Consider the following 18223-nt stretch of genomic DNA (forward strand, 5'->3'; position numbering starts at 1 on the left):
GACAGGTTGCAGCATTGGACGTTGCCCTGTCCACGCCTGCGCGGTTAACAGGTGGCAAGGTCCAGGGAAAAACGATGGCTTCCGATACGATGAACGCGCCGCGCGGCGCCGGAACGGCTTTTGCCGCGATCGCTCCCTGGGCGCCAATCCTGGTGTTCGATTCGGGCGTCGGCGGCCTGACGGTGCTGGAGGAAGTGCGCAAGGCCCTGCCCGATGCGCCGATCATCTACGCTGCCGACACCGCCGGCCTGCCCTATGGCACCAAGACCGAGGCGCAGGTCGCCGCGCGCGTCGCCGGGCTGCTGGGCCGCATGACCGAGCGGTTCCGCCCGCGCCTGGTGTGCATCGCCTGCAACACGGCCTCGACAATCGCGCTGGGCATGGTCCGCGAAGTGCTGGAGGTGCCCGTCGTCGGCACCGTGCCCGCAATCAAGCCCGCCGCCGCGATGACCCGCACCGGGGTGATCGGCCTGCTCGGCACCGAGGCGACCGTGCGGCAGGCCTATGTCGACCGGCTGGAGCACGAATTCGCCGCCGACAAGCGCCTGCTGCGCCACGGCGCCCCCGGCCTCGTCGAAGCCGCCGAAGCCAAGCTGCGCGGCGAAACCGTCGATCCGGCCATCATCGAACATGCCGCCAACGCCCTGCGCAGCCAGCCCGGCGGCGACCTGATCGACACCGTGGTGCTGGCCTGCACTCACTTCCCGCTGGTCGAGGAAGAACTCGCCCGCGCCTTCGGTCCGGACGTGCGATTCGTCCACGGCGCGCAAGGGATCGCGCGCCAGGTTGCCCGTCTCACGGCGGGACAGGAATACGCTCGCCAAGCTCCTGACAGGGCGCTATTTACAGGCGCGGGAGACATGCCCGATGCGTACCGCACGAAGCTGGCGCAATACGGGTTGCTTGAGGTTCAGAGATTTTGACGCGGCGACTGAATATCTGGTTGTTGTCGGTACTGCTCATCATCGGAATTCCCTACTACTGGTACCTGGTCGATCCGGGCGCCGGTCCGGGATCGGCCGAACCCAGGGCAAAGCCGGTGACTATAGCCCAACTTCGCGCGCTCGCCGCAGCGCCTGAAGGCCAGCGCCCTGTCGCCTTGCGGGTAGAAACGGTGGGGCTGCGCTACAGCTCGCGCAACATGCTGGTGGCGGGCGCCGGGCTGCGCACGGTGCCGAACACGGTTCGCTCCTACGAACTCGTCGTGCCTGGCAGCGGTCCGATCGTGATTGACGCCGGCATGTCCCTCAAAGCCGCCGATACCCTCGATTTCGAGTGGTTCGACGAAGCAGCGCAGGCCCGGGTCGACCACGCCTTGCGACAGGCCGCCCACACCGTCCTGCTATCCGACAGGCCTACCCACAACGGCGGGCATGCCCCCGGCTCGCAGCGCACCGGCCCCGAACTGCTATCCTTTCGCGGAGCCCCCTACGCGGTGACCCCCGGCGTTGTCGTGATCCCCGCCAGCGGTCTGCGTGCCGGCAGTTTCATGCTCTATGCATGGCTCGAGGGCGGGCGCGAGTACCTGTTTACCGGCGACGTGGCGAAGATGGGCGCGAACTGGCAGGACCTGCTTCCCCCGGCCCGCTTCGCGACACGCGGCGATCCCGCCAGTTATCGCAGCGAAAACCTCTCGTGGTTGATGACGATCAATGCGCTCCACCGCGCCGCGCCGCAGATGGTCGTCATCGCCGGACACGACCCGGCAAAAGTTCCGTTTTCCGCAGGCACGTTTTCCGATTAGACCCTTGGCATAAGCGACTGGCAATGGATGACATGATACGCTATTGGCCGCCGGAAAAGCTAACCGGGCCGCTGACAAGGCGCACAGGACAAGCAACGCAGGACACAGTCTCAACCGTGAACTACGAACATATATTCGACCAGGCGATCGAGCGGCTCCATTCCGAGGGCCGTTACCGGGTATTCATCGACATCCTGCGCAACAAGGGTGCCTATCCCAACGCGCGCTGCTTTGCCGGCCACAATGGTCCCAAGCCGATCACGGTCTGGTGCTCGAACGACTATCTCGCCATGGGCCAGCACCCCAAGGTGATCGAAGCCATGGAAGAAGCGCTGCACGACGTCGGCGCCGGCTCTGGCGGAACCCGCAATATCGGCGGCAACACCCATTACCATATCGAGCTTGAGCACGAACTGGCCGACCTGCACGGCAAGCAGGGCGCGCTGCTGTTCACCTCGGGCTACGTGTCGAACGACGCCACGCTGTCGACGCTGGCCAAGTTGCTTCCCGGCTGCGTGATATTCTCGGACGAACTGAACCACGCCAGCATGATCGCGGGCATCCGCAATTCAGGCTGCGAAAAGAAGGTCTGGCGCCACAATGACCTCGAACACCTCGAGGAACTGCTGGCCGAAACCGATCCGAACGTGCCCAAGCTGATCGCCTTCGAATCGGTCTATTCGATGGACGGCGACATCGCCCCGATCCACGCGATCTGTGACCTGGCAGACAAGTACAACGCCCTCACCTACATCGACGAAGTCCACGCGGTCGGCATGTACGGCCCGCGCGGCGGCGGCATCACCGACCGCGATGAGGCCGCGCACCGTATCGACATCATCGAGGGTACGCTGGGCAAGGCCTTCGGTGTGATGGGCGGCTACATCGCCACCAACACCAAGATCATCGACTGCATCCGCTCCTACGCGCCGGGGTTCATCTTTACGACCTCGCTGTCGCCGGTGCTGGTCGCGGGCGTGCTGGCCTCGGTCAAGCACCTCAAGAGCTCCAGCGCGGAGCGTGAGGGCCAGCAGCGTTCGGCGGCGATGATGAAGCAGATGTTCCGCGATGCGGGCCTGCCGGTCATGGATTCCACCACGCACATCGTCCCGCTCATGGTGGGCGATCCGGTGCGCGCCAAGCAGATCAGCGACATCCTGCTGGCCGAATACGGCGCTTATGTGCAGCCGATCAATTATCCCACCGTGCCGCGCGGCACCGAACGCCTGCGCTTCACCCCCGGCCCGGCCCACACCGACGAGATGATGCGCGACCTTACGCAGGCACTTGTCGAAATCTGGGAACGGCTGGAGATGCGCGAAGCGGCCTGAACACCGCTTTACGGCATGACGGCAATACTTTCGCAGGGCTCCCCGCCAATCCGGCCGGGAGCCCTTTTCGTTGCGCTGCACAATCCCCAAATCACGCCCGCACCGCAAGTCCCCTCCCCCCGGTGGACCCGCGCCCGTGATCAAAGGACATTTCATGGCCAAACTGTTCGAGCCCATTACGCTGGGCGACCTGACGCTCTCCAACCGCATCGTCATCGCGCCGATGTGCCAATATTCCGCCGAAGATGGCCGCATGACCGACTGGCACGCCGTCCACCTCGGCAACCTTGCCCAGTCAGGCGCGGCGCTGCTGACGATCGAGGCGACTGCCGTGACCCCGGAGGGCCGCATCTCCTACGGCGACGTCGGCCTGTGGGACGATGCCACCGAAGAAGCCATGGCCAAGGTGCTGGAAACGGTGCGCCGCTGGTCGGACATGCCGATCGCGATCCAACTGGGCCATGCCGGGCGCAAGGCGAGCTGCGCCAAGCCTTGGGACGGCGGCGCGCAGATCGCCCCCGGAGCCGTAAATGGCTGGCAAACCCTTTCTGCCTCCGATGTACCCTTCGAGGCTGACGAGAACCCGCCCGTCGCGCTCGACAAGGAAGGTCTTGCCCGTATCCGTGACGCTTTCACGCAGGCCGCGAAGCGTGCAGCGCGTCTCGGCATCGACGCGGTGCAGATCCACGGCGCCCACGGCTACCTGCTCCACCAGTTCCTCTCGCCGCTCTCCAACCAACGCACTGACGAATATGGTGGCAGCCTGGAGAACCGCCTGCGCTTCCCGCTCGAGATTTTCGACGCCGTGCGCGCCGCGTTCCCCGCCGAAAAGCCGGTGACGGTGCGCGTCTCGGGCACCGACTGGGTCGAAGGCGGCTGGGATGCCGAGCAGACCGTGGCTTTCGCCAAGGCACTGGAAGCACGCGGCGCCTCGGCCATCCATGTCTCCAGCGGCGGGCTCGACACCGGGCAGAAGATCCCGGTCGGCCCCAACTACCAGGTCCCGCTCGCCCGCGCCGTGAAGGAAGCGGTGACCATGCCCGTCGTGACGGTCGGCCTCATCACCGAACCGGAACAGGCCGAGGCGATCATCGCTACCGGCGAGGCCGACATGATCGCACTTGCCCGCACCGTGCTCTACGACCCGCGCTGGCCGTGGCACGCAGCGGCTGCCCTCGGGGCGAAGATGCCCGTGGCCCCGCAATACCTGCGCAGTCAGCCTCACCGCGTGAAGGAACTTTTCGTCAAGGCGTGACGACAGCCTCCTCCCCGTTTCCGAGGGAAATGGGGAGGATCGCAACAAAAAAGCCCCCAGAACCGCAGTTCCGGGGGCCTTTTTACTAAATCACAACCGGATCAGCGCAGCGAGACGACATTGTCGGAAACGCGCGGGTCCTTGCGGCCGGTGTAGAGGCTGGCCATCGGCTCGTCCTCGGCCACGACGACTTCGCCGCCGCCGAAGCCGTTGAAGGCCGTCCGCATTGCCGCACCGTAGGCGCCCAGCATGCCGACTTCGATGAAGTCGCCCGCCTTGATATCGGCAGGGAGCATGAACGGGCCTTCCATGAAGTCCGCATCGTCGCAGGTCGGACCGTAGAACGAAAAGCCCTGCAGGTCCGACGAACGCGCGCCATCACGCGGGATCGCCTTGACGGGGAAGCGCCAGGCAACGTGCGCGGCATCGTAAAGGGCGCCGTAAGCACCGTCGTTGATGTACAATTCGTCGCCGCGGCGCTTCTCTACCTTGACCACCAGCGAGTTGTACTCGGCCGACAGCGCACGGCCGGGTTCGCACCACAGCTCTGCGTTGTAGGCGATCGGCAGTGCCTCGAAGTGGCGGTGGATGATCGCGAAGTAGTCCTCGAGCGGCGGCGGCTCCATGCCGGGGTAGCACGAGGGGAAACCTCCGCCGACATCGATCATGTCGATGACGACGCCGGCATCCGCGATCGCGGCGCGTGCGCGCTCCAGCGCCTGGACATAGGCGAAGGGGGTCATCGCCTGCGAACCGACGTGGAAGCACAGGCCCAGCCAGTCGGCGACCTGACGAGTCGCCTGCAGCAGTTCGCCCGCATCAGCGATGTCGATGCCGAACTTCGAGGCGAGGCTCAGCTCCGAGTATTCCGAGGAAACGCGCAGACGAACGCAAAGACGCAGGTCCTTCGCGACGTTGCCATCGGCGTCGGTGGTGGCGGCAACGATCTTCTCGACTTCCTCAAGGGTGTCGAGGCTGAAGGTGCGCACGCCGTGCTGGAAATAGGCTTCGCGGATCGCGCTCGCGGTCTTGACCGGGTGCATGAAGCACAGCGTCGCGTCGGGGAGCGTTGCACGCACCATGCGCACCTCGGTGATCGAGGCGACATCGTAGTGCGAAATTCCGTTGTCCCACAGGATCTGGATCAGATCGGGCGAGGGATTGGCCTTGACCGCGTAAAGCGATTTGCCCGGAAATTTGGTCGCGAAGAAGCGAGCCGCCCGCGCAGCAGCGTGAGGGCGGTTGATAATCACAGGTTCGTCCGGCGAAAGGGTGCCAGCTACAACCGATGCATCAGGATAAATGTGCAATTCAAGGGACCCCCAAACGGTGTGTTAACAACAAGAGCTGCCTTGCGGTTTGGAAGTCCCCATGGGGCAGCGAGGGGCCGGATATAGGGCTGCGTTCCTGAATCGCAAGTGAAAATAGACCCCCTTCACAAAAATGTCATACAGGGTTTCAAGCTATCAGAACGCGGCAAGTAATCCGGGATTTTTGTCTTAAATAACAATGCCTTGTATAGGCCAACTCCATGACACTCGGATGACCGATCCATATCGCATATGCGAGTGGACGGGCCTGCGATCTCAGGAAGTGAACGGAAAGGCGCCGCACGCGATCCCGGTGATTCGAAAAAGCGGGATTGACTGCGCCTGCTGCACGCCGAGCGGTGCAATCGTCGTCCCGGATCACTCCGGGACGAGGGAGACATGTCAGCTCAGGCGGCTGCGGAAGTCTTCGTAATCGAACCTGCGGACGCATTCGAGCCCGTCCGTCTCCGAATCCCAAAGCCAGATCGACGGCAGCGGCACGCCGTTGAAGGTCGTGGTCTTGACCATCGAATAATGCGCTTGGTCCAGGAAAGCGAAGCGCAGGCCCGGTTCGGCGGCAGCCGGCAGACGGTAATCGCCGATGACATCGCCCGCCAGGCACGACGGGCCGCCGAGGCGCACCGCACCGCCCTCATCCAGACCATCCTCTTCGGCCGGCAGCTCGCCCAGCATGGCAGGACGATAAGGCGCCTCGATCACGTCGGGCATGTGACAGGTGGCGGAAATGTCGACGATCGCGACCGGCATGCCGTTCCAGCCCACGTCGAGCACGGTGCCCACGAGAATGCCGGCATCCAGCGCCACCGCCTCGCCCGGCTCGATATATATCTGCGCGCCGGTGTCCTCGGCCATGTCCGAGAGGAATTCGACTAGTTCGTCGCGCTGGTAATCGGCGCGGGTGATGTGGTGGCCGCCGCCGAGGTTGATCCACTTGAGGCTGCCGAAATAAGGCTCGATAAAATCGAACACCTTGTCCCAGGTGCGGTGCAGCGGCTCGAAGTCCTGCTCGCACAGGTTATGGAAATGGATGCCGTCGATCATGCCGACATGCTCTTCGGTCAGCTGGTCGATCGGGAAGCCGAGGCGCGAATGGGGCGCGGATGGATCGTACTTCGGCACTTCGCCCTCGGGGTGGAGCGGGTTGATGCGCAGGCCGATGTGGAATATCTCGCCGCGCGCACGGGCCAGTTCGACGTAGGGCCAGAAACGCTCGATCTGGGCGGGCGAATTGAAGATGACGTGGTCGGAAAGGCGCAGGATCTCGTCCATGTCCTCTTCCTTGTATGCCGCGCAGTAGGTCGCGATCTCGCCGTCGTAGAATTCCGAGGCGAGGCGCGCTTCCCACAGCCCCGACGTGCACACGCCGTCGAGGTATTCGCCCACGATCGACGCGGTCGACCACATCGAGAATGCCTTCAGCGCGGACAGCACCTTGGCGCCCGAACGCTCACCGATGTCGGCAAGAATACGCAGGTTGTCGCGCAGCTTCGCGGCATCGACCACGAAAGCGGGGCTGTCGACGCGGGCAAGGTCGAACTTGGCGAAGGCGCCCGGATCACCGGCTTTGGTTTCCATGCTACTCGTCCTGAATCAGCCCAGCGGGCCTTTGAAGATGAACCACGCCCCTGCCCCGACGAGGCAGAAGCCGACGATCTCGTTCCAGCCCGGCTTTTGGCCGAACAGCGTCCACGCCACCAGCACGAAGCCCAGCAGCGAAAACGCCTCCTGCATCACCTTGAGCTGGCCGAGCGAATAGACCTGCGCGCCGATCCGGTTGGCGGGCACGGCAAGGCAGTATTCGAAAAAGGCGATGGCCCAGCTCATCGCGATGGCCACCCACAGCGCCTTGCCCGGCAGCTTTAGGTGCAGATACCACGCGGTGTTCATGAACAGGTTCGAACCGGCCAGCAGGACCACCGGCGCCGCGAAGGACCAGTTCACGCCGGCCCCTCAGTCAACGCAGATCGCGTAGGCGGCCTTGCCGTCCCTGATCTCGGAATAGCAGCCGAATAGGCGGTCGTCGGGCTGGCACTGGCCGGAAACCTTCTCGATGGCAGAGGTAGTGCCGGCGCTGCCTACGCACTTGCCCTCACACTGCGAGGTATCGGTGCAAGCCTTGCCGGCATCGGCGAAGGGGTGGACGCACTGTTCCATGCCCAGCCTGCCGCGGCGCTGCACCATGCCGCCAGCGGTGGTGCAGGCCGCCTTGTCCGCCGCATTCATATCGCGCGCGTAGGACTGGTTGCCGGGCACTTCGGTGGCCTCGCCCGTCGGCGCGGTGGGCGGCTGAGGGCCGGCCTGCGGCGTGCAGGCGCCGAGTGCAAAAGCACCCAGCGCCGTCAAAGCAAGACTGCGAGCCAGCCCCCGCATCAGAAGGGAAGCGGCTCGGCGAGTTCTTCCACCGTCCAGGGCAGGCCGTGCTTGTTCAGCATGTCCATGTAAGGATCGGGATCGAACTGTTCGATGTTGAACACGCCCTCACCCGCCCATGTGCCGGTCAGCACCATGGCGGCGCCGATCATGGCCGGAACGCCGGTGGTGTAGCTGACCGCCTGGTTGCCGGTTTCGGCATAGGCGTCTTCGTGGTCGCAGATGTTCTTGATGTAGAACGTCTTTTCACCCGAACCGTCCAGCGCCTCGCCGGTGGCGATGTCGCCGATGTTGGTCTTGCCCTTGGTCGTCGGGCCAAGCGATGCAGGCTCGGGCAGCACGGCCTTGAGGAACTGCAGCGGAACGATCTCGACGCCGTTGTAGATCACCGGGTCGATGCGGGTCATGCCCACGTTCTGCAGCACGGTGAGGTGCTGGATATAGGCGTCGCCGAACGTCATCCAGAAGCGCGCGCGCTCCATTTCGGGGACGAACTTCGCGAGGCTTTCCAGCTCCTCGTGGTACATCATGTACATGTTCTTGGGGCCAACCGCCTCGAAGTCGAAGCTGACCTTCTTGCCCATGGCCGGGGTCTCGACGAATGCGCCGTTCTCCCAGTGACGGGCGGGCGCGGTGACTTCGCGGATGTTGATTTCCGGATTGAAGTTCGTCGCGAAGGCCTGGCCGTGGTCGCCGCCGTTGCAGTCGAGGATGTCGAGCGTGCGGATGGTCTTGAGCTTGTGCTTCTTGAGCCACATCGCGAACACGCTGGTCACGCCCGGATCGAAGCCCGAACCCAGCAGTGCCATCAGGCCGGCTTCCTTGAAGCGCTCCTGATAAGCCCATTGCCAGTGGTATTCGAACTTGGCCACGTCCTTGGGCTCGTAGTTCGCGGTGTCCATATAGTGGGTGCCGGTCGCCAGGCAGGCGTCCATGATCGCAAGATCCTGATAAGGCAGCGCAAGATTGACGACCAGCTTGGGGCCGATCTTGCGGATCAGCGCCGAGGTCGCGGCAACGTCGTCGGCGTCGATGGCGTAAGTGCCGATCGTGACGCCGGTGCGCTCCTTCACCGAGGCAGCGATCGCCTCGCACTTGCTGACCGTGCGGCTGGCAAGATGGATGTCGCTGAAGATATCGGGATTCATCGCCATCTTGTGGACCGCGACCGATCCGACGCCGCCTGCGCCGATCACCAGAACCTTGCTCATCCGACCTGTCTCCTTGGGCGGGGATAATAGAAAGAGGGCCATATAGGGCCGCTGTGTGACAACTCAACTGTAGAGCAGCAATCGGCACCTAAAGCGACCCGAACGACACCCGGGACACGATAAGCGGCTGCCTATGGATCATGGGCCCCGCCAAGCGCCCGCACTGTCATAAACTGCCATCGCCTCGTCATCACCCGGTCACTGCCGACGCGCATTTGCGCCACATCTCCTACGAAGGACACCGGCGCCATGACCACTTCCCGCTCCCGTCTGATCGAAGGCGCCGTCGTGCGCGACGAAACCTCGCGCAAGGCCCGCCTGCTCGACAAGGCCTTTGCGATGGCGTTCAAGGGCCTCGTCTACGCGCAGATCTGGGAAGATCCGGTGGCCGACATGGAGGCGATGCAGATCACCCCCGATAGCCGAATCATCACCATCGCCAGCGGCGGCTGCAATGCGCTATCCTATCTCACCGCGAACCCGGCGCACATCACGGTCGTCGATCTCAACACCGCGCACATCGCGCTCAACAACCTCAAGCACGAAGCGGTGCGCCGGCTGGGCTACGGCGACCTGCGCCGCTTCATCGCCGAGGCCGACCGGCCCGAGAACCTCGCGCTGTACCGCGACCAGTTGGCCCCCCACCTCGATGAGGCGACCCGCCGCTACTGGGAAGGCCGCGACCTTGTCGGCCGCCGCCGCATCGGCGCCTTCACGCGCGGCGTCTATCGTCACGGGCTGCTGGGCGGCTTCATCGGTACGGCCCACCTCGTCGCCAAGATCTACAAGATCGACCTGAACGAAATTCTCGAAGCAGACACGCTCGAAGACCAGCGCCGCGTTTTCGACGAGCGGATCGCACCTGTGTTCGAGCGCCCCATGATACGCTGGCTGACCAAGCACCCCGCCTCGCTGTTCGGCCTCGGCATCCCCCCTGCACAGTACGATGCGCTGGCCGGCGGTCACCGCATGGCCGACGTGCTGCGCGGCCGCCTAGAAAAGCTCGCCTGCCACTTCCCGGTGAACGACAACTACTTCGCCTGGCAGGCGTTCTCGCGCGGGTACGGCAAGGGCGTGGAAGCACCGCTGCCGCCTTATCTGCAGGAGGCCAACTTGCCGCAAGTGCGTGAGCGTCTTGCCCGCCTCGACCTGCGTCATGCCAACTTCACCCACGTCCTCGCTGCTGCGGACGCCGCCAGTTACGACCGCTACGTCCTGCTCGACGCGCAGGACTGGATGACCGACGCGCAGCTGACCGAACTGTGGGGCGAGATCACCCGCACCGCAAAGCCCGGCGCCCGCGTGCTGTTCCGCACCGCCGCCGAGCCTACGCTGCTGCCCGGCCGGGTGCCGCAGCATATCCTGGACCACTGGGACTACCGCATCGAGGAATCGAACACCGCAACGCTGGCGGATCGCTCGTCGATTTACGGCGGCGTCCACCTCTACGTGCTCAAGGGCTGACACGGATGGCCACGGCTTCCTCCGACCACGCGGCGCTGATGGACCGGGTCTATCGCTGGCAGCGCCCGATCTACGACGTGACGCGCAAGTACTACCTGTTCGGCCGCGACAGGCTGATCCGCGAACTCGACGCGCGGCCCGGCATGGCCGTTCTGGAAATCGGCTGCGGCACCGGGCGCAATCTTGCGCAGGTGGCGAAGGTCTGGCCGGGGGTGCGCCTGCACGGCCTCGACATCTCCAGCGAAATGCTGCGCAGCGCCCGCAAGCAGCTGGGCCATGCCGGTACGCTGGCGCTGGGCGACGCGACCCGGTTCGACGCCAAGGCCCTGTTGGGCCGCGACGGGTTCGAGCGGGTGATGCTGTCCTATGCCGTCTCGATGATCCCGAACTGGGAAGCCGCCCTGGAACAGGCCGCCGCTACGCTGGCGCCGGGCGGCTCGCTTCATATCGTGGATTTCGGGGACTGCTCGGGTCTGCCCGGGCCCTTGCGGCGTCTGCTGCTGGGATGGCTGGCACGGTTTCACGTTACACCGCGTGTCGATCTCGGCACTGTGGCGGCGCGGGTGGCGCGCGATCAGGGATTGACGCTTGAGCACCAGCGCGGGCCGCTGGGCTATTACCAGATAGCGCGTCTCTCACGCTGAATTTCGGGCGAGCCAATCAGGTTGGGGCGTTCCGGGGCTTCGACAAGCTCAGCCTCAGCGGATTCAGAGAAATGTGCTTTCACCCCCGCTCAGGCTGAGCTTGTCGAAGCCCCGGCCAAGCACGCTTGCCCCCCGCACAGGTCCGCCCCTAAAGGTCACGCCATGACCATTACCCGCGAACCGACCGCCGCAGGCGTTGCCATCGCCGCCCGCAAGGTGGCAGAAATCCTGCCTGCCACGCCTCTGCTCCCTCTCGAAATCGACGGCCGCATGATCTGGTGCAAGGCCGAGAGCCTCCAGCCCGTTGGCGCCTTCAAGATTCGCGGCGCATGGCACCGCCTCACCGACCTTGATGAGGGACAGCGCGCAGCTGGCGTCGTCGGCGTTTCCAGCGGCAACCATGCGCAAGGCGTCGCCTGGGCGGCACAGCGCCTTGGCATCACTGCCACCATCGTCATGCCGGTGGACGCGCCCGAAGTGAAACTGGCCAACACCCGCGCACTGGGCGCCGAAGTGGTCCTCTACGACCGCCCCGGCGGCGAGGACCGCGACGAAGTGGCACAGCGCGAATGCGAAAAGCGCGGCGCAACCCTCGTCCATGCGTTCGCCGATGCCTGGGTGATCGAGGGCCAGGGCAGCACTGGCATCGAAATCACCGCCCAGATGCAGGCACTGGCCGGCGGCGCACCGGATCTTATCGTTGCCCCCTGCGGCGGCGGCGGGCTTACCGCAGGCCTGGCGCTGGCCTGCCCCGACGCGCGAATCGTCCCTGTCGAACCCGAAGGCTGGGACGATGTGTGCCGCAGCCTCGTCGCCGGGCGTATCCTGCCCGTCGATCCCTTCGCCCCGCCCACCGCTTGCGACGCGCTGCAGACGCCTTCGACCAAGGCTGTGAACTTCGCGGTCCTGAAGCAGCGCTGCGCCTTCGGGCTCATCGCCACCCCGGCCGAAGTGCGCGCCGCCCAGCGTCTCGCCTTCGCGAAACTGCGCCTGGTACTCGAACCGGGCGGCGCCGCAGCGCTGGCGGCCGTGCTGGCCGGCAAGGTTGACCTGGGAGAACGCACAGCCGTCGTCCTTTCAGGCGGCAACACCGATGCCGAGGCTTTTGCCAGGGTGCTGGCGGAGGAAGACTGACTGGCTTGAAGCGGAACGCGCGCCTCGACGTTTCGATGGAAACCGCCGCGATTGCGGGATATGTTTTCCATCGGAACGATCAGGGAATCGGGAGCAAGCCGTGGACAAGGGAATGCCCGTCCACGCGGTGAAGCCGCTAAAGTTCGTCTTCATTGCCGTGGAGCTGTTTTTCATCCTCATCACGCTGGCAGCGCTGGCGGACGCCCTTCTGGCCGAGAATTGGGGACTGGGCTGGTCGGCCTTCTTCATCGGCTTCATCGCCAGCGCCTGGGGCGCGGTGGCTTATCCGGTTTGTGGAAGTTGCTGGGGCTGGGACCGAAGCGGTTCATCCTGACAGCGCCGCCGCAGCCTGCTAGGGCAGCGCAATGGACTTCGACGACCAGCTACGCCGTTACTTCGGCACCGACGATCTTGCCACGATCGCCCCCACCACCCTCGAAACCGGGATCGACCGCATGAGGGTCGACTTCGGGATGGAGAAGGACAAGGGCCGCCGCTTCGCGCTGTGGACCCTGATGTACATGTTCGGTGCCTCGCCCGACCTCGACGTCGCGTTCGAAAATGAGGACGAGCGAAACACCGCACGCGATTTCATGGACATGATGGACAAGGCGGCGGAGGGGTAACGCTCCGCCTCCGGCCCGCGCCGTCCGGTACGACCAGGAACTTCAGTCCCGAACGAAGTAGCTTGCCAGTTCCACATGGGTCGACCAGCGGAACTGGCCCACCGGCCGCAGTTCCACCAAGCGAAAACCTGCCTCGACCAACCGCACGGCATCGCGCGACCAGCTTGACGGATTGCAGCTGATGTAGACCACCCGGCCAACGGTGGAATCGGCGATGCAGTCCACCTGCTCGCGCGCACCGGCACGCGGCGGATCGAGCACCACGGCGGCAAAGCGGTTCAGCTCATCCGCTTGCAGCGGGTTGCGGAACAGGTCGCGGTGGGCGTTGAATATCTGCAACTGCGCCCGGTCAGCCCCGGCCTTGGCGGCCAGATGGATATCGCGCGCGGCCTCGGCGGCGTAGACCTTCGTCTGCGGCCCAGCCAGCGCAAAGGCGAAAGTGCCCAGCCCCGAAAACAGGTCCGCGACGGTCGGCGCACCCGCCAGCCACTCACGCGCGGCGGCGACCAGCGCTTCCTCGCCGTCCTTGGTGGCCTGCAGGAACGAGCCCGGCGGGAACGGCACTTTCACGCCGCCAAGGGTGACGGTGACGGGCACCGGCTCCCACACCGTCTCGAACCCGTAGCCGCCGTCCATGGTCAGGCGGGCAAGCCCGTGTTCCTGCGAAAAGGCAAGCATCGCCTCGGTCGCGGCGAGGCCTTCGGCGGTGAGACCCTTGACCCCCAGGTCCACGCCTTGGTCGACCAGCGTCATCTCGATATCGGCGGCCATGCGCACGGTGGCGTGCTTCGAGGATTTGCCCGGCTTGCCGCCCTTCTTCGCGGGCGCCGCCTTGCCCATCATGATGAGCAGCTTGCGCAAAGGCCCCAGCAGCGCGACGAATTCCGGCGCGATGACGTGGCATTCCTCCAGCTCTACCAGCCGGTGCGACTTCGCCTCGCGGAAACCGATCACGATGCGTCCGCCCGAACTCTCCGCCCGCAGCGACGCGCGGCGGCGCGAGGAAGGCGGCGAAAGGTGCGGCGCGCCGAGCAGTTCGGCGCCCAGCCCCTGCCCGGTAGAGGCATTGGCGACGCGGCCTTCGACGAAGGCCGTCAGGCTCTCATCGTCAAGCTGCTGCAACTGGCAGCCGCCGCACTTGCCGAAGTGCGGGCACGGCGGCTCGACGTGGTGCGGCCCCCATTCCAGAGTGCCGTCGATGGCCAGCATGTCGCCGGGCGCAGCGCCCCAGGCGAAGCGACCGGACGCGGTGATGCCGTCGCCCTTGGAGGCGATGCGCAGGATTTCTTCGGATTCGTTGATGTCAGACACGGCCGTGCGCCTAGCAGGACGCGGGCGTTCTGCCCACCCCGCTACGCCTGCCCTTTAAAGACAGCCTGCCAATGCCCCCGGCACAGCTTGCGCCAGCTGGCCTGCGGTGAACGCGGGCGGACATTGCCGCGCCGCTTCGCCGTGCAACCACACACCCTCGCACGCCGCCTCGAAAGCGCCGAGGCCGGTGGCGGCACGGCTGGCGATCACGCCTGCCAATACATCCCCGGTTCCGGCGGTCGAAAGCCACGACGACGCGCGCGGCGCACAAGCCAGCCGCCCATCCGGCGCGGCGACAACCGTGTCCGGCCCCTTGGCGACCACGACCATTCCGCTCGCCTTCGCCAGCGCCAACGCGCGTTCGGGCCGCGTGCCGGAGCCGCCGAGATCGAAAGCCCGCTCCAACGCGACCAGTTCGCCTTCATGCGGCGTGGCAATGGCAGGCGCGGTGCGCTCGGCCAGATGGCGGGGCGATAGCAGCACCAGCGCATCGGCATCCACCACGGCCAGCACCTGATCGGCCAAAGCCGCCGCCAGTCGCCCGCGCGCTGCGGCATCGCGGCCAAGGCCCGGCCCGATCAGCACCGCGCTGCTCCGATCGTCGACAAGCACCTCGGCAAGCGGTCCGGTATCGACGACAAGATCGGCCGGCGCATTACGCTTGGAATCGGCGAAGAGCTTGACGTAGCCCGCCCCCGCCCCCTGCGCGGCGATGGCTGCAAGGATCGCCGCCCCCGGCATCGCCCCGCCCACTACCGCAAGCAGGCCGCGCCGGTACTTGTGCGAATCCGCAGCCGGCGCGCGGATAACGGGACGCCCGATGACGCGCGCCGCTCCGTCCACGGCGGAGACACCGATCGGCACCAGTCGGACCATGCCCATGTGCGCGCTTGCCGGCATGAGGAAATGCGCGAATTTCCAGGCGCCAAGCGCGATAGTCAGGTCGCATTCCGGCAGACCATCGCCCAGCAACATGCCAGAATCCGCCTGTACCCCGCTGGGCACATCGATGGCGATACAGCGGCGATGCGTCTGCGCTAACCGGGTCAGCAATGCACCGTGGTCCGCCGAGAGCGGGCGCTTCAGCCCGCTTCCGAAAAGGCAGTCGACAAGGACCTCACCATGCACTTCGGCATTCGGGCCCAGCACTTGGCCGCCGAACAGCGCACGCGCATTGCGGCAGGCGTCCGTTGCAGGCTCACCCGCCGCGACGACGACCGCGTGGCCGCCCCGCTCGCGAATAGCCTCGGCAATGACGTAGCCGTCACCGCCGTTATTACCGGGTCCGCACAGCACGGTCACCTTGTGACGGCCAGCCATGCGCCAAACCCATTGCGCAGCGCCGCGCCCGGCAACCTGCATCAGGGCGTCGACGCTGGAACCCTGCTCGATCAGCAGGTCTTCCGCCTCGCGCATCCGGGCCACGGTGAGGATCTGGTCAGTGTGCGCCATCGGGCGTCTCCGTCGACGGGAAAGGTAGTGGTCGCCGCCAAGGGTAACGTCGAGCTTGCCGTCCGCAAGACTGGTTGCCGCCTTTTCCGCCCCATCGCTGGGGGCGCTGTCCCGGCAGCGCACAACGAGGGTGGGCTTGCCGCCGCCCCGATCCGTTCGACCGCGCAGTCGGGTTTCATCTGCACCGATCCGCCAACTGTGCAGGCGATATGCCCGTCCTGCGCAGCGATCAAGGGCGGCTCGCTGCGCCCTCCGACAAGCTCAGTACGAGCGGCGTCGGGAATGAAAAAACCGGAAGCATTACCGATCGGTACGAGGCCCAAGCCTGATGCGACAGCGCTTCATGGCCTGGTGGAAACCCGACCAAAAACTCCCGTCCCCCACGAAACTTAGGGCGACGGGACGTTTTGGGCTATCTCGGGCTAATCCGGTCCTGCCGGACCCGGCGCTTACTTGCGCTTGAGCTGGGTCACGTCGCGAATGGCGCCGCGCGATGCGCTGGTGGTCATCGCGGCATAGGCCTGAAGTGCGGCCGAAACCTTGCGCGGGCGCGGGTGGACTGGCGACCAGGCGTCGTCCCCGCGCGCGTCCTGCTGCGAGCGGCGGTGGGCCAGGATTTCGTCCGAGACCATCAGGTTGATGGTGCGGCCGGGGATGTCGATCTCGATGGTGTCGCCGTTCTCGACCAGGCCGATCTCGCCGCCCTCTGCCGCTTCGGGCGAAGCGTGTCCGATGGAGAGGCCCGAGGTGCCGCCCGAGAAACGCCCATCCGTCAGCAGCGCGCAGGCTTTGCCCAGGCCCTTCGACTTGAGATAGCTGGTCGGGTAGAGCATTTCCTGCATGCCCGGCCCGCCGCGCGGTCCTTCGTAGCGGATCACCACCACGTCGCCCGCGCCGACCTGTCCGCCGAGGATACCGGCAACCGCCGCGTCCTGGCTTTCATAGACCCGCGCGGTGCCGGTGAACTTGAGGATGCTGTCGTCCACGCCCGCCGTCTTCACGATGCAGCCATCGCGCGCGATGTTGCCGTAAAGCACGGCGATGCCGCCGTCCTGGCTGAAGGCATGTTCCTTGGAACGGATCACGCCGTTTTCGCGGTCGAGGTCGAGTTCCTCCCAGCGGGCCGACTGGCTGAACGCGGTCTGTGTCGGCACGCCGCCCGGCGCGGCCTTGTAGAACTGCTCCACCGAAGGCTCTGTCGTGCGGCTGATGTCCCAGCGGTCGATCGCCTCGCCCAGCGTGCGGGTATGGACGGTCGGCAGGTCGGTGTGCAGCAGGCCCGCACGTTCCAGCTGGCCGAGGATCGCGTAGATGCCGCCGGCGCGGTGGACATCCTCCATGTGCACGTCGCTCTTGGCCGGGGCCACCTTGGACAGGCACGGCACCTTGCGGCTCAGACGGTCGATGTCGGCCATGGTGAAGTCCACGCCCGCCTCGGCCGCAGCGGCCAGCAGGTGCAGCACGGTGTTGGTCGATCCGCCCATGGCGATGTCCAGGCTCATGGCGTTTTCGAACGCCTTGAAGCTGGCGACATTGCGCGGCAGGACGCTTTCGTCTTCCTGCTCGTAATAACGCTGGCACATGTCCACGGCGACCCGGCCTGCTTCAAGGAACAGGCGCTCGCGGTCGGAGTGGGTAGCCAGGGTCGAGCCGTTGCCCGGCAGCGACAGGCCCAGCGCCTCGGTAAGGCAGTTCATCGAATTGGCGGTGAACATGCCCGAGCACGAACCGCAGGTGGGACAGGCCGAACGCTCGATCGCGGCGACTTCTTCGTCGGTGTAGCTTTCATCCGCAGCGGCAACCATCGCATCGACGAGGTCCAGCGCCTGGACCTTACCCTTGAGGATGACCTTGCCGGCCTCCATCGGGCCGCCCGAGACGAACACGGCAGGAATGTTGAGGCGCATCGCGGCCATCAACATGCCCGGCGTGATCTTGTCGCAGTTGGAGATGCACACCATCGCGTCGGCGCAGTGGGCGTTGACCATGTATTCCACGCTGTCGGCGATCAGGTCACGGCTGGGCAGCGAATAGAGCATGCCGTCGTGGCCCATGGCGATGCCGTCGTCGACCGCGATGGTGTTGAATTCCTTGGCGACGCCGCCCGACGCCTCGATCTCGCGCGCGACGAGTTGGCCGAGGTCCTTGAGGTGGACGTGGCCGGGCACGAACTGGGTGAACGAATTGACCACCGCGATGATCGGCTTGCCGAAATCACCGTCCTTCATGCCCGTCGCGCGCCACAGGCCACGCGCGCCCGCCATGTTGCGGCCGTGGGTCGAAGTGCGTGAGCGATAGGCGGGCATTGTCGGGACTCCGGGTCATGGGCGCATGGATGCGCGAGTTGGCT

17 protein-coding genes are annotated in these 18223 nt (G+C 65.6%); 9 read left to right on the forward strand and 8 right to left on the reverse strand.

The features are described from left to right. Window positions 1–74: 74 nt before the first annotated feature. From murI to TQ38_RS11280, 4 genes are all read left to right on the forward strand, one after another. Complete coding sequence (murI, locus tag TQ38_RS11265; protein ID WP_043972522.1) at window positions 75–923, forward strand: glutamate racemase; 849 nt, start codon at window positions 75–77, stop codon at window positions 921–923. Beyond that, window positions 920–1744 carry a hypothetical protein gene (locus TQ38_RS11270; protein WP_043972520.1) on the forward strand — a complete coding sequence of 275 codons (825 nt, stop codon included), beginning with the start codon at window positions 920–922 and terminating at the stop codon, window positions 1742–1744. The genes murI and TQ38_RS11270 overlap by 4 nt, the downstream gene beginning before the upstream one ends. Window positions 1745–1860: 116 nt before the next feature. Further along, the gene (gene hemA, locus TQ38_RS11275; protein ID WP_043973400.1) at window positions 1861–3075 is read left to right on the forward strand and encodes a 5-aminolevulinate synthase; all 1215 of its coding nucleotides are present in this window, start codon (window positions 1861–1863) and stop codon (window positions 3073–3075) included. A gap of 154 nt (window positions 3076–3229) precedes the next feature. After that, window positions 3230–4330 (forward strand): NADH:flavin oxidoreductase/NADH oxidase, encoded by a 1101-nt coding sequence (locus tag TQ38_RS11280; protein ID WP_043973397.1) that lies wholly within the window; start codon window positions 3230–3232, stop codon window positions 4328–4330. A gap of 101 nt (window positions 4331–4431) precedes the next feature. On the opposite strand, the gene TQ38_RS11285 is transcribed toward TQ38_RS11280, so the two are convergent. The 5 genes from TQ38_RS11285 to TQ38_RS11305 all read right to left on the reverse strand — a co-directional run bounded on the left by TQ38_RS11285 (window position 4432) and on the right by TQ38_RS11305 (window position 9242). After that, window positions 4432–5640 carry a type III PLP-dependent enzyme gene (locus TQ38_RS11285; protein WP_043972517.1) on the reverse strand — a complete coding sequence of 403 codons (1209 nt, stop codon included), beginning with the start codon at window positions 5638–5640 and terminating at the stop codon, window positions 4432–4434. A gap of 402 nt (window positions 5641–6042) precedes the next feature. Then, entirely contained in the window at window positions 6043–7236 is a 1194-nt protein-coding gene (locus TQ38_RS11290) for a carboxynorspermidine decarboxylase (RefSeq protein ID WP_043972515.1), read from the reverse strand. Between the two features lie 15 nt (window positions 7237–7251). Beyond that, the gene (locus tag TQ38_RS11295; RefSeq protein ID WP_043972513.1) at window positions 7252–7602 is read right to left on the reverse strand and encodes a DMT family protein; all 351 of its coding nucleotides are present in this window, start codon (window positions 7600–7602) and stop codon (window positions 7252–7254) included. A 9-nt stretch (window positions 7603–7611) separates the two neighbouring features. Further along, window positions 7612–8031 carry a hypothetical protein gene (locus TQ38_RS11300; protein WP_052505600.1) on the reverse strand — a complete coding sequence of 140 codons (420 nt, stop codon included), beginning with the start codon at window positions 8029–8031 and terminating at the stop codon, window positions 7612–7614. Further along, window positions 8031–9242: a saccharopine dehydrogenase family protein gene (locus tag TQ38_RS11305; RefSeq protein ID WP_043972509.1), complete on the reverse strand. Its 1212-nt coding sequence runs from the start codon at window positions 9240–9242 to the stop codon at window positions 8031–8033. Before TQ38_RS11305 ends, TQ38_RS11300 begins: the two co-directional genes overlap by 1 nt. Window positions 9243–9491: 249 nt before the next feature. Here TQ38_RS11305 and TQ38_RS11310 point away from each other — a divergent pair, with 249 nt between their 5' ends. The 5 genes from TQ38_RS11310 to TQ38_RS11330 all read left to right on the forward strand — a co-directional run bounded on the left by TQ38_RS11310 (window position 9492) and on the right by TQ38_RS11330 (window position 13110). Then, the gene (locus TQ38_RS11310; protein ID WP_043972507.1) at window positions 9492–10706 is read left to right on the forward strand and encodes a DUF3419 family protein; all 1215 of its coding nucleotides are present in this window, start codon (window positions 9492–9494) and stop codon (window positions 10704–10706) included. A gap of 5 nt (window positions 10707–10711) precedes the next feature. Further along, entirely contained in the window at window positions 10712–11350 is a 639-nt protein-coding gene (locus TQ38_RS11315; protein WP_043972506.1) for a class I SAM-dependent methyltransferase, read from the forward strand. 162 nt (window positions 11351–11512) lie between these two features. Then, window positions 11513–12484 (forward strand): threonine/serine dehydratase, encoded by a 972-nt coding sequence (locus tag TQ38_RS11320; protein ID WP_043972505.1) that lies wholly within the window; start codon window positions 11513–11515, stop codon window positions 12482–12484. Window positions 12485–12584: 100 nt separating this feature from the next. Next, the gene (locus tag TQ38_RS11325) at window positions 12585–12818 is read left to right on the forward strand and encodes a hypothetical protein (protein ID WP_082057575.1); all 234 of its coding nucleotides are present in this window, start codon (window positions 12585–12587) and stop codon (window positions 12816–12818) included. Window positions 12819–12849: 31 nt separating this feature from the next. Next, a complete protein-coding gene (locus TQ38_RS11330) occupies window positions 12850–13110 on the forward strand; it encodes a hypothetical protein (protein ID WP_043972503.1) in 261 nt (86 codons plus the stop codon). Window positions 13111–13152: 42 nt separating this feature from the next. Here TQ38_RS11330 and TQ38_RS11335 read toward each other — a convergent pair whose 3' ends face one another. From TQ38_RS11335 to ilvD, 3 genes are all read right to left on the reverse strand, one after another. Then, a complete protein-coding gene (locus tag TQ38_RS11335; protein ID WP_043973393.1) occupies window positions 13153–14412 on the reverse strand; it encodes a class I SAM-dependent RNA methyltransferase in 1260 nt (419 codons plus the stop codon). Window positions 14413–14475: 63 nt separating this feature from the next. Continuing rightward, a complete protein-coding gene (locus tag TQ38_RS11340; protein ID WP_043972500.1) occupies window positions 14476–15873 on the reverse strand; it encodes an NAD(P)H-hydrate epimerase in 1398 nt (465 codons plus the stop codon). 449 nt (window positions 15874–16322) lie between these two features. Continuing rightward, a complete protein-coding gene (gene ilvD, locus TQ38_RS11345; protein WP_043972497.1) occupies window positions 16323–18179 on the reverse strand; it encodes a dihydroxy-acid dehydratase in 1857 nt (618 codons plus the stop codon). Between the last annotated feature and the right edge of the window lie 44 nt (window positions 18180–18223).

It is taken from the genome of Novosphingobium sp. P6W (assembly GCF_000876675.2).
Taxonomy (GTDB): Bacteria; Pseudomonadota; Alphaproteobacteria; order Sphingomonadales; family Sphingomonadaceae; genus Novosphingobium.

Bases quoted from the DNA above. Each gene is read 5' to 3' on its own strand.
- murI (WP_043972522.1), top strand. From the start codon at position 75: ATGGCTTCCGATACGATGAACGCGCCGCGCGGCGCCGGAACGGCTTTT.
- TQ38_RS11280 (WP_043973397.1), top strand. From the start codon at position 3,230: ATGGCCAAACTGTTCGAGCCCATTACGCTGGGCGACCTGACGCTCTCC.
- TQ38_RS11290 (WP_043972515.1), bottom strand. From the start codon at position 7,236: ATGGAAACCAAAGCCGGTGATCCGGGCGCCTTCGCCAAGTTCGACCTT.
- TQ38_RS11300 (WP_052505600.1), bottom strand. From the start codon at position 8,031: ATGCGGGGGCTGGCTCGCAGTCTTGCTTTGACGGCGCTGGGTGCTTTT.
- TQ38_RS11305 (WP_043972509.1), bottom strand. From the start codon at position 9,242: ATGAGCAAGGTTCTGGTGATCGGCGCAGGCGGCGTCGGATCGGTCGCG.
- TQ38_RS11310 (WP_043972507.1), top strand. From the start codon at position 9,492: ATGACCACTTCCCGCTCCCGTCTGATCGAAGGCGCCGTCGTGCGCGAC.
- TQ38_RS11315 (WP_043972506.1), top strand. From the start codon at position 10,712: ATGGCCACGGCTTCCTCCGACCACGCGGCGCTGATGGACCGGGTCTAT.
- TQ38_RS11320 (WP_043972505.1), top strand. From the start codon at position 11,513: ATGACCATTACCCGCGAACCGACCGCCGCAGGCGTTGCCATCGCCGCC.
- TQ38_RS11330 (WP_043972503.1), top strand. From the start codon at position 12,850: ATGGACTTCGACGACCAGCTACGCCGTTACTTCGGCACCGACGATCTT.
- TQ38_RS11340 (WP_043972500.1), bottom strand. From the start codon at position 15,873: ATGGCGCACACTGACCAGATCCTCACCGTGGCCCGGATGCGCGAGGCG.
- ilvD (WP_043972497.1), bottom strand. From the start codon at position 18,179: ATGCCCGCCTATCGCTCACGCACTTCGACCCACGGCCGCAACATGGCG.